The following is an 8,073-nucleotide window of genomic DNA, read 5'->3' on the forward strand; positions in this document are numbered from 1 at the left end:
GATTTTATGAGATTCTTGTTGATTATGTTTGAAAACAAGCAAGAAGAAGAAATGTTAAATTATTATATGCATAGATATACAGTTTCTGTATTAGCTGATTCTATTCAGAGTTATCCGGAATACAGACGATCAGTTTTAGAAAAATCAACCGTAGTTGAAGTTGATGAAGATGAAGTTATGGAATTTGCATCCCAATATATAGAGGAGAGGGGTGATTAGTATAGAAATATTTAGTTTCTTTGGAAAGATAGTGACAAATGCCACTGATGCTGAAAAAGATATAAAAGGCGTGACTAATACCGCAAAAGATTCTGAAGGTAAAATGACTAAGACTTTTGCAAATATAGGCAAAGCTGTTATAACAGCGTTCAGTGTTAAAGCTATAGTAGACTTTTGTAAGAAATTAATTGAATCCAGCGCCAATATACAGGCCATGGAAGCACAATTTGACCAGGTGTTTAAATCTGATAATGCTCAAGCTGTTGAAGGAATAGCTAAGCAGGTTGACGATTTAGGAATACATGCAGATAGGTTAACCGTATCCTGGAATAAGTTTGGTGGTCAAGTTAAGGGTGCCGGCATGGATGGGCAACAAGCTTTGGATGCAGTCGACAAAGCTACAAGATTAGCAGCTGATTCAGCTGCCTTTTACGATACTTCATTAGAAAATGCTAGTGGGTCTATTGCATCGTTCATGAAGGGTAACTTCGAAGCAGGAGATGCAATAGGAGTATTCACAAACGCAAAGCAGATGGATGTTAAGTCTAATGAAATGTATGGCAAGTCCTGGGCTGATTTAACTGAGTCTGAAAGGCAATGGTTACTTCTTGACACTGTAGAAAAGACTTATGAAATGAACGGCGCCATGGGACAGGCAACAAGGGAATCTGGAGCTTATGAAAATACTATGGGTAATCTTAAAGCAACATTTGAAAGATTTTATAGTGTTGTCGGTGCTCCTGTTTTAGATGGTTTTTTAGTTGTTGTTGGTAAAGTTACAGATGGCGTAATGTGGCTTACAGAAAAAGTACAAACATTAGATTGGTCAAGGTTCCAGCAAGGGTATGACGCAGCTGTAGAATACCTTCAACCAGTAATTGATACAGCTCAAAGATTAGGTGATACGGTCTTAGGTATATGGGAAAATACACTACGTCCTTTTATAGCTGATTTTGTTGAAATGCTCAAAGAGTTGTACGAAGAAAATAAAGATAAAATTGATTTAGTAATAGAACTATTTAATGCTTTTGCCTCTTTTTTAGAAGACCGTATATTTCCCTTAATTGTTGGATGGTATGAGTTAGTAAGAGATAATTTTGACAAGATTAAGAACACTATACGATCTGTACTTGATGTTATATCTGGAATAATTAAGGTCTTTATTGGAATTTTTACAGCTGACTGGGAAACCATGAAAGAGGGCCTAATAGAGATATGGAATGGACTTTGGACAGGAATTTATAACATTGTTTCAGGCGCATGGAAAATTCTTTCAGGCGCATTTGATATAGTTTGGGACGCAATAGAAGGCTGGTTTGATGATTTAGTTGCTGATGGTACTGGTTGGGGTGGCAATTTAGTTCTTGGTCTTTGGAATGGTATCAGTTCTTTAGCTGGTTGGATTAAAGATAAAGTTTACGGCTTTGTAGAAGGTATAGGAAAAACAATAACAGAATTCTTTGGTATTGAATCACCTTCTAAATTAATGGCGCTTTATGGGCGTTATATTGATGAAGGGCTTGCAAAGGGAATTGATGATAATGCAAGTAAACCTACAAGTTCTATGAACTCAGTTGCTGAAGCTATAAGTAACGCATTAAAAAAAGTCAGTGATTTTGTAACAAATACATCAAATATTATTCAAAAAGAGTTTGAATTATGGAAACTGCAGAACGAAGAGTTACAAGGAAGTTCTCAGGAACTAGAAATGCAGTTAGCAGCTCAACAAGAACAACTCGGATTGCTTACGGAACAAATAAGGATAACTGAAACCGCATTAGCTGATATTGTGGCTCAATATGGTGAAAGTTCAGATCAAGCCTTGAATTATAAAAATCAATTGCTTGATTTACAAATCGAACAAGCTAAATTAACAGGCTCAATTGATGATACCACACAAGCATTAAATGGTATGGCACAAATACAAGCAAGAATATCATCTTATGATAATTTAAGTGAATCAGAGAAAATGAGTAACCGAAGTCAAGGTAAAAAAGAAAAAGATAATTACTATGGCACTTTCAAAGATGACATTGATGCAATATCCAAAAGACAGGGCGTAGACCTTGGAGTTGCACAGGAAATGCATAGAGAAAACCTTATTAGCGGTATACCTAAGTATGCTAATGGTACAAATTATCATCCAGGTGGACTTGCATGGGTAGGAGATGATGATAAAGAATTAGTTAGCTTGCCGAGAGGAACTCAAGTATTTAATGAGCAGCAGTTAGGTAATCTGATTAATCAAAGACCAGTTGAATTGCATTTACATATAGGTAATTACATTGGCGATGATTATAGCTTAAAGAAATTAGGACAAAAAATAAGACAGATAATAATGGATGAAAATGAAAGGTTAGGGGTGAATCCAATATGAAGATAAATAACATAACAGTACAAGCACCTTTAGCAGAAAACTTTAAAATTAATCCGGTAGAACAATGTAAAACAACTAGAACTGCAAGCGGTCGATTAGTCAAGAATGTTATAGCTATTAAAAACAACTATTCTTTGACTTATAAAGGATTAAGATATAGCGATTACCAGACATTCTTAAATGTTTTTCTTGCCGGCAATTCTGTTCCTTTTACATACCTTGATAATGATATTGAAAGAACTGCAACGGTATTTATTATGTCTATGCCTCGTGGAATATATCAGGATAAGTCTACAATAAGCCATGGTGTAACAATAACCTTAGAAGAGGTGTAGTTATGTACTTAGTAAGCAATGAATTTCATGATATAGTAAATGCTGATAAAGTTCGAATATACGGTAAGGTTCAAATCGACTACACAGATCCTTTCCTAGACCAATCAATTGATGTTACAGCAATCGATGAAGCGAATATTTCGTTTCCCGCACAAACAGCAGACAATGTCCAGGAGCCAGTCGGGAAGATAGCAAGTTTAGATGGTTCCTGGGTACTTGATGGCAGTTATGTTTTAGCCCCTACTGATGGAGTTGCTCAAATGGGTTGGTGGGGAAGCCAATTAGCTGGAGTAGGAGGAGCTTTTATAGCTCCATATCCTAAGTTAACGGTGACTTTCCTTTCAAGACCGATTACGAAGTTGAAAGTTGTCGGTGATGCTGCCAGGGGCGAGTATCCGGTTGATTTCACTATCAAGCTTTATGGTGCAGCTGATATCTTGCTGCATACAGCGACAGTGGCGGCAAATTCGCTTGTTTCATGGAATAAAACATTTGAGAGTGCAATAACTCAAGTAGTAAAGATGGTTCTCGAAATAACAAAATGGAGCCATGAGGGAAGGCAATGCAAAATAATCGAGTTCTTTACATCCATTCAGGAAGTTTATGAAGATGATGTCCTGATAATTAACTTACTAGAGGAAAGAGAAGTAAGCCAAGGTTCGTTGCCGGTTGGAAATATTAGTAGTAACGAAATAGATATAAGACTTGTTAATAATAACAGAAAATTTGATGCCGGCAATACTCAAAGCCCACTTTACCAAACATTGAAACAAAACAGGCGAATCAAGGCATGGTTAGGAGTGGATACGACAGCTGGCAAAGAATATGTTCCTTTAGGTGTATTCTGGTCCGGTGATTGGAATGTTCCTGAGCAGGATGTATATGCCCAAACAACCGGCAGAGACAGGCTTGAAATGCTTAGAAAATCCACATACAGCACTTCTCAGGTGCAAATAAATCAGACATTATATACTCTGGCCATTGCGGTATTGGATGATGCCGGGCTAACGACGGAAGAATATTTTGTTGATACAGAGCTGCAGCAATATCTGGTGCCTTATAGTTATTTTGAGAACCAGTCGCATCGTGAAGCTCTAAGAAAGATAGCTGAAGCCTGCCTGGGGCAGGTTTATTGTGACAGAAACGGAGTGATCCGAATTGAAGGCCCGTCATATTTACAGTCTCAAACAGTACCGGTAGATACCCTGACAGGGGACGATTACTTCAGCAAGGACAACCCGGTTAAATGGAGTGAGGTTGCAAACTATATCGAGGTGGAAACACAGCCTTTGCGTCCGGATGTTCTGCAGGAGGTCTATAGGTCAAACGAAGTTGTCAGTATAGCGGCGGGGGAAACAAAGACAGTCACGGCATATTACAATGATACTCCGTGCATCAATGCTGCAGCCAGCATATCCGGGACAGGATCCATTACAAGCGCAACATATTATGCCTGGGGAGCAACGGTTAAAGTCTATAGTGCTGCTGCAGGGACATTTGAACTTACAATAAATGCTCAGCCCCTGAAGATATTGAACAAGAATAAGGTAGTGCGCCAGGATGCAGACTCAATCATTGATATGGGTACTTTAAAATATACTTATCCAGGCAATCCCTTAGTGCAGACGGTTACAGTTGCAGAAACCATTGCAGACAGGCTTCTTGCATATTACAAGAACCCACGAAGAGACGTAGAGGTGGATTGGAGAGGCAATCCTGCAATGCTGCTGGGAGACAGAATAACAGTTACAGACAAACTAGAGCAGAATGATTACTTTGTAATTAAGCAGGAACTGGAATTTAATGGCGCATTGAATGCAAAATTAAGTGGAAGGAAGGTATAAGTTATGTTAGAAACACCTAAGACCGATTGGACAAATAGTAATGTACCTACCAAAGACGATTTTGACAGGATAGAAAAAAATATTAAATACTTACAAGAATTATTAGGGTAGGTGATTATATGCCATGGCAGACACCCAAGACAGATTGGGACACTAATCCTACAAATCCGGTATCGGATGATTTTAACAGGATTGAGGGAAATATAGATTTTTTAAACACAGACATAGAAACAAAGAAAGGTTTAATTGTAGATGCTTTGAGCAGTGTGGGTATAGCTGCACTTATAGCTGACACACATGTACAAATTGCGAATAAAATATTATCAGCAAAGAAAACAGGGGTAAGCATAACACCAGGCTCAGTTAATCAAGAAATTCCAAAAGGTATATATGATACTGGCGGTGGAGTAGTTCTTGGAGATCCAGACTTAATATCAGCAAACATAAAAGCTGGAGCAAATATATTCGGTGTCGCAGGAAATTCAAACGTAGTCGATACATCTGCAGGAGATGCAACGGCAACTCAAATACTAAGCGGTAAAAAGGCATATGTTGATGGAGCCTTGGTTACAGGTACTATACCAAGCAAGGGTGCTGCAACTATAACTCCTGGAACAGCAAATCAAACTATTGCAGCAGGCCAATATTTGAGCGGAATACAAACAATAGCTGGTGACGTTGATTTGGTTGCAGGTAATATAAAAAGCGGTGCAAATATTTTTGGCGTTGCCGGAATATTCGACCGAGCATTTACATACGAAACTCTTACGAACGGTACATCATGGACAGTACCATCAGGTGTCAATCGAATATGGGTATGGATGTGTGGAGGCGGTGCAGGAGGAAATAAAGGTGGTTCATCGTCAAATATTGGAGGTGCAGGAGGTGCAAGCGGTCAGCCTACCTTTTTTACGCAAGCAGTTACAGCCGGTCAAGTTTTGCCTTATTCTATAGGTGCGGGAAGTGCTGGCCGAAGTACAGTTGACACAACAAGCGGAGGTAAAGCGACAGCTGGTGGTGATACAGTTTTTAACGGCGTAACAGCAAAAGGTGGTCAAGTTACAACAGAAACAAATGCAGGTTATGGAGGTAAAGGCGGTGCAGGAGGCGGCGCGGGTGCTTATAATTCAAACGGTGCAGCCGGAGGAAGCGGATTAACGCTTTCAAACGGCGGAACTTGTAGTCCATATACAGGCGGCGCGGGCAGCGGCATCGAATTATTACAAACAGGCGGAAAATGTCCATTTAATAACGTTACATATTGCGGCGCGGGTGGCGGTAGCGGAATGCGCACAAATGCCTCAAATGGCGGTGCAGGTGGTGCTGGAGGCGGCGGTGCAGGCGGTACAGGAGGTGGTGCATCTTCAACAGCAGGCGCAAACGGTACATTGTACGGCGCAGGCGGTGGTGGTGTAAACTATACATCAGGATTGGCAGCTGGCAATGGATACCAAGGCGTTATTTTCGTAGGATATTGTATTTAAGGAGGTCCAGGCGTGACAATAGCATTTATAAAAAATAATATATGCGTTAATATTGTTGTATTCAAAGATGATACAGAATTAAACGATTTTAAAGTTAATTACATGACTCAAAGTTTAATTGAAGACGCAATTGTATTACCAGAAGGTTTCGGCATAGGCGACTATTATATTAATGGCATATGGACAAAAGCGCCAATAGTAGAAATAGTTATCGGCCCAACCATTGAAGAACGATTAATCTTAGCTGAAGACATGATTAATTATTTATTAGGTTTATAGAAGGGATGAAATTATGAGCAGATTATACCTGTTTATTTTAAATATGTGGATTATGGGAAAAGATGAATCATATGTAACCAATGCCTATTCAAAAGGTTATATTACAGCAGAAGAAAAATCAACAATTTTAGCAACACCACAAATAGCTTAGGAGGGATTATATGACACTAGCTGAATTATGGAAACAACAACGTGAAAACCACTTCGGGTACTCTAACATAAACAAGTACCATGAACAGGGATTTAAGGGTAAAGGAATAAACTTTTTAAACCTCGAGGCATATCCAGGAAAGGACAATCACGGTGCAAAAGTATGTAAAGTATTTTCAGAAGTTGCTCCGGAAGCGAATGTTTATTCAGGTATTATTTCAAATACCAATAATGGTTCAGAAATGACTTCTTGTGGTTTAATTGTTGATGGCATATTTTATGATTTTGAAACATTTGTCCTTGAGCATAATATCAAAATTATGAACTCAAGTAAGACTGGAGGTACTGAATCAACAAGTCAGTTTATAAAGAAATACATTGTTGAAAAACATGACATTATATTTACAGCTGCAGCTGGTAATACCTATGAAGGAGTATCATGTCCATATAAAAATAGTGCAATTGTTGTTGCAGCTGTTAATTACGAAAATGGTGAGATAAATCATGAAAGTTACAGCGGTGAAGGCGAAGAAGTAGATTTCTCAGCTTTTGCACACCTTTACAATGGTACTAGTTTTGCAGCTCCATATTTATTAGGTGAAATTACTTTGTTGCTTAATAAGTTTGGTGACTTCAATCAGGTTGAATGCATAGAAATTTTAAAGTCCTGCTCTATTGATTTAGGTGATATAGGGGATGATTACAGTTTTGGATGGGGCATACCAGTATTGCCATTAACAGATAAGTTAGAAGTATTAGAAAAGCTGAGAGGAGCTGAGGAAATGCAATTTAAGGATGTCGAAGACACAAGGTGGAGCAAGGCTGCTATTGATCGATGCGTGGATGAAGGTTTGCTGGTAGGTTTTGAAGACGGAACCTTCAGGCCAACGGAGAATGTAACACGAGAGCAGTTCGCAACAATACTAACACGCATATTAGATAAAATTGAAGGGAGATAATAATGGGAGAAAAAGTTAATGAAATAAAAGCCGGTTTAGTAGGTGTAATAGCTGTGGTATATGCTTTTATAGCAAATATATTCGGAGCTTTTACACCTTTACTTATTATTACACTTGGAGCCATGTTTGCAGATCTTATCACCAGGATCTATGCAGCAAGGGTAAGGACGGATGAAAAGGTTGAAAGTAAAAAGGTTTTAGATGGTATCTATAAAAAAATAGGGCAGTGCATGCTGATTGTTCTAGCTTTAATGTTAGATAAGGCACTGCTTATATTAGCCGATGTAATAGGTATTAATATTATTAGCAAGATAATGGTTACTGCTCTTGTAATGGCATGGATACTTATAAGAGAAATTATATCCAATGTAGAAAATTTACAACATGCTGGGATAGAATTACCATCATTTTTAATAAAAATATTAG

9 protein-coding genes are annotated in these 8,073 nt (G+C 38.4%); all 9 read left to right on the forward strand.

Annotation, left to right across the window (positions count from 1 at the left end; translation table 11 throughout):
- Positions 1–18 precede the first annotated feature (18 nt).
- Positions 19–219, forward strand: a complete 201-nt coding sequence (locus SA378_RS11590; protein WP_318526140.1) for a hypothetical protein — start codon at positions 19–21, stop codon at positions 217–219.
- On the forward strand, positions 212–2,596 hold the full coding sequence (locus tag SA378_RS11595; RefSeq protein ID WP_318526141.1) for a hypothetical protein: 2,385 nt from the start codon (positions 212–214) through the stop codon (positions 2,594–2,596). The genes SA378_RS11590 and SA378_RS11595 overlap by 8 nt, the downstream gene beginning before the upstream one ends.
- Positions 2,593–2,931 carry a hypothetical protein gene (locus tag SA378_RS11600; RefSeq protein ID WP_318526142.1) on the forward strand — a complete coding sequence of 113 codons (339 nt, stop codon included), beginning with the start codon at positions 2,593–2,595 and terminating at the stop codon, positions 2,929–2,931. Before SA378_RS11595 ends, SA378_RS11600 begins: the two co-directional genes overlap by 4 nt.
- Positions 2,932–3,368: 437 nt before the next feature.
- Positions 3,369–4,775, forward strand: a complete 1,407-nt coding sequence (locus SA378_RS11605) for a hypothetical protein (protein ID WP_318526143.1) — start codon at positions 3,369–3,371, stop codon at positions 4,773–4,775.
- 119 nt (positions 4,776–4,894) lie between these two features.
- On the forward strand, positions 4,895–6,259 hold the full coding sequence (locus SA378_RS11610) for a hypothetical protein (protein WP_318526144.1): 1,365 nt from the start codon (positions 4,895–4,897) through the stop codon (positions 6,257–6,259).
- Between the two features lie 12 nt (positions 6,260–6,271).
- Positions 6,272–6,538 (forward strand): hypothetical protein, encoded by a 267-nt coding sequence (locus SA378_RS11615; protein WP_318526145.1) that lies wholly within the window; start codon positions 6,272–6,274, stop codon positions 6,536–6,538.
- A gap of 13 nt (positions 6,539–6,551) precedes the next feature.
- Positions 6,552–6,689 (forward strand): hypothetical protein, encoded by a 138-nt coding sequence (locus tag SA378_RS11620; RefSeq protein WP_318526146.1) that lies wholly within the window; start codon positions 6,552–6,554, stop codon positions 6,687–6,689.
- A gap of 10 nt (positions 6,690–6,699) precedes the next feature.
- Positions 6,700–7,647, forward strand: coding sequence for a S8 family peptidase (locus tag SA378_RS11625; RefSeq protein WP_318526147.1), 948 nt, complete (start codon positions 6,700–6,702; stop codon positions 7,645–7,647).
- 2 nt (positions 7,648–7,649) lie between these two features.
- On the forward strand, positions 7,650–8,073 hold a 424-nt coding region (locus SA378_RS11630; RefSeq protein ID WP_318526148.1), incomplete at its 3' end, for a phage holin family protein.

Origin of the sequence: Sedimentibacter sp., assembly GCF_033447055.1 — a bacterium.
In the GTDB taxonomy this organism is placed as follows: domain Bacteria; phylum Bacillota; class Clostridia; order Tissierellales; family Sedimentibacteraceae; genus Sedimentibacter.

Coding starts and splice junctions, on each gene's coding strand:
- SA378_RS11600 (WP_318526142.1), top strand. CDS start 2,593: ATGAAGATAAATAACATAACAGTACAAGCACCTTTAGCAGAAAACTTT.
- SA378_RS11610 (WP_318526144.1), top strand. CDS start 4,895: ATGCCATGGCAGACACCCAAGACAGATTGGGACACTAATCCTACAAAT.
- SA378_RS11620 (WP_318526146.1), top strand. CDS start 6,552: ATGAGCAGATTATACCTGTTTATTTTAAATATGTGGATTATGGGAAAA.
- SA378_RS11625 (WP_318526147.1), top strand. CDS start 6,700: ATGACACTAGCTGAATTATGGAAACAACAACGTGAAAACCACTTCGGG.